Annotated in this window: 2 protein-coding genes; one reads left to right on the top strand and one right to left on the bottom strand. The window is 65.6% G+C overall.

The window, feature by feature from the left end; genetic code table 11:
* On the top strand, positions 1-1,560 hold a 1,560-nt coding region (locus RMN84_RS04105), incomplete at its 5' end, for a phosphate acyltransferase (RefSeq protein WP_309610931.1).
* Here RMN84_RS04105 and RMN84_RS04100 read toward each other — a convergent pair.
* Positions 1,557-3,184, bottom strand: a 1,628-nt coding sequence (locus tag RMN84_RS04100; protein WP_309610930.1) for a TGS domain-containing protein, incomplete at its 5' end; no start/stop codon positions are given. The genes RMN84_RS04105 and RMN84_RS04100 overlap by 4 nt on opposite strands.

Below are 3,184 nucleotides of genomic sequence, written 5' to 3'. Positions count from 1 at the left end.
TTCAAGTCGGCCCATGCGGTCGTGACCGACGCGCAGAATTTGCAGGAAGCGCTGGTCGGGGCGGATGTTTTCCTCGGACTGTCGGCGGCAGGCGTGCTGAAGCCCGAAATGATGCTGGCGATGGCCCCCTCGCCGATCATCTTCGCGATGGCCAATCCCGACCCCGAGATCACCCCGCCTGAAGCGCGCGCAGCGCGGCCCGATGCGATCATCGCGACCGGGCGCTCGGATTATCCCAATCAGGTCAATAACGTGCTGGGCTTTCCGTTCATTTTCCGGGGGGCGCTCGATGTGCGGGCGACTGGGATCAATGATGTGATGAAGATTGCTGCGGCTAACGCATTGGCAGAATTGGCGCGGGAGCCGGTGCCGGAGGAAGTGGCACTGGCTTATGGCGGACTGGATCAGCATTTCGGGCCGGATTACATCATCCCGGCGCCATTTGATCCGCGCCTGATCGAGGTCGTGCCGATTGCGGTGGCCGAGGCGGCGATGAAGAGTGGGGTGGCGCGGCGTCCGATTGCCGACATGGCCGCCTATCGTGCGCAGCTGCGCGCCCGGCTCGACCCGACCGCGTCGGTGCTCAGCCTGTCGTTCCAGGCGGCGAAGTCCAACCCCAAGCGGGTATTGTTCGCGGAAGGCGAAGAGCCCAACGTGCTGCGCGCGGCGATCGCGTTCAAGGAAGGCGGCTACGGTACGCCGGTGCTGGTCGGGCGCGAGGATGTGGTCGACATGCTGCGCGAGCTGGGGGTGGACCCGGTCGAGTATGAAGTGCTCAACAGCCGCAATTCGCCGCTGGTCAGCCGCGCGGTCGATTATCTCTACGCCAAGCACCAACGGCACGGGATGCTGCGGCGCGAGGTCGAGCGGATGGTCAACCAGGACCGCAACACGTTTACCGCGGCGATGCTGGCGCTGGGTGAAGCCGATGCGATGATCACCGGCACGACGCGGCCGTTCAGCCAGAGCCTGGCGCAGGTGCGCACCGTGATCGACGAGGAACAGGGCACGACCCCGTTCGGGATCACGGTCATTGCCGGCAAGCGCCACACGGTGCTGATCGCCGACACTGCGGTCAACGAGCGGCCGACCGAGGATCAGCTGGCGTCGATGGCGATCCGCTCGGCATCCTTCGCGCGGCGGATGGGGATGGAGCCGCGCGTGGCGTTCATCAGCTACACGACCTTCGGTAATCCGCCGGGGCGGCACATCGACGAGTTGCGCGACGCGGTGAAGCTGCTCGACACGATCGAGACCGACTTCGAATATGAAGGCGAGATGGGCCCTGACCTGGCACTCAATCACGAGGCGCAGCGCAAATATTATCCGTTCAGCCGACTGACCGGGCCGGCCAATATCCTGATCATGCCGGGGCTGCAGTCGGCCAATATCTCGTCTAAGCTGCTGCGCGCGCTCGGCGGCGAAAATATGCTCGGGCCTTATCTGATGGGCATGGCGCTCCCGGTCCAGATCGCACCGATGACGGCGAGTTCGAACGATCTGGTGACGCTGGCGGTGCTGGCGGCGAACGGCGCGGATGCGGTGCGCAAGGCGCGCTAAATCCGCTCCGCCATGCTGACGACGTCCGCGTCGCGCAGGGCGGCGAGGATGGCGTGGAGGTGGGCGAGGTCGTGGACTTCCACGTCAATGTGGAAGGTGTGGAAGCTTTCGTCGCGGTGGACCATGTTGAGGTTGACGATGTTGGCACCCCTCGCGCCGAGGATGCCGGCGACCGCGCCGAGCGCGCCGGGCACGTCGCGGACGATGACCGACAGCCGCGCCGTGCCGCCGTCCGAACCGTCGCCCCAGGCGAGGTCGAGCCAGTCCGCGTCGGTGCCGTTGGCGAGCGTGTCGCAGCCGATGGCGTGGACCTCGATGCTCTCGTCCTCGCGGCGCAAGCCGACGATGCGGTCGCCGGGGACCGGGTGGCAGCACTGCGCCAGCGTATAGGCGACGCCGGGCGTGAGGCCTTTGATCGAAATGGCCGTGCGCTGCGCCGGCGGGCGGGGCGCGACGTCTCCCCCAGTCGATCCCGGCATTAGCGCCTCCATCAGCGCGTCGTCCGAGAAACGTCGCTTGGCGATCGCGATCATCAGCGATTCGGCGTCCTCCAGCTTCAATTTCTTGACCGTGCGGGGCAGCGCCTCGGCGGCGAGCGGGGCGGGGAGGCGCTCGATCAGCTCGTCGTAGATTTGACGTCCCAAGTGCACGGTTTCGTCGCGTTCCTTGTGGCGGACGAAGCGGCGGATGCCGGCGCGCGCCTTGCCGGTGGTGACGAAGCGCAGCCATGACGGTTGCGGATGCTGGCCCTTTGAAACGAGGATTTCGACCTGATCGCCATTTTCCAGCAGCGTGCGAAGCGGCACCACCCGGCTGTTGACCTTGGCGCCGACGGTCTGGTCACCGAGGTCGGTGTGGACGGCATAGGCGAAATCGACCGGGGTCGCGCCCTTGGGCAGCTGGATCAGCTCGCCCTTGGGCGTGAAGGCGAAGATGCGATCCTGGTACATCGCCATGCGGGTATGCTCGAGCAGCTCTTCGGGCGACGCGGCATGATCGAGAATTTCGACGAGGTCACTGATCCACGGCACCTTGACCTCGGTCGCCGGCTTGCCCTCCTTGTAGGCCCAGTGGGCGGCGAGCCCGCGCTCGGCCTGCTGGTGCATCTCGAGGGTGCGGATCTGGATCTCGATCCGCATCTTGCTGTCGTGGATGACCGATGTGTGGAGCGAGCGATAGCCGTTGCGCTTGGGCGTCGAGATGAAGTCCTTGAAGCGGCCCGGGACCATCGGCCAACGCTCGTGGATCAGGCCGAGCGCGCGATAACATTCCTCGATGCTGCCGACGATGACGCGAAAGGCCATGACGTCGGACAATTGCTCGAAGCTGATGTGCCGTTCGGCCATCTTCTTCCAGATCGAATAGGGGTGCTTCTCGCGCCCCATGACCTCGGCTTCGAGGCTGTGATCGGCGAGGTGCAACTGCAGGCCGAGACCGATGCGATCGACGAGATCGCCGCCCGCAGCATGAAGCTGGGCGAGGCGGCGGGTGATCGAGGTAAAGGCATCGGGCTCGAGCTGCTTGAACGCGAGCGTCTGCATCTCGTTCATGATCGCGTACATGCCGATCCGCTCGGCCAGCGGCGCGTAAATATCCATCGTCTCGCGGGCGATGCGGCGGCGCT

It is taken from the genome of Sphingomonas sp., from assembly GCF_031380695.1.
Taxonomy (GTDB): Bacteria; Pseudomonadota; Alphaproteobacteria; order Sphingomonadales; family Sphingomonadaceae; genus Sphingomicrobium.
Note: the sequence above shows the minus strand (reverse complement) of the source record. Positions and strands in the feature narration are given on the sequence as shown.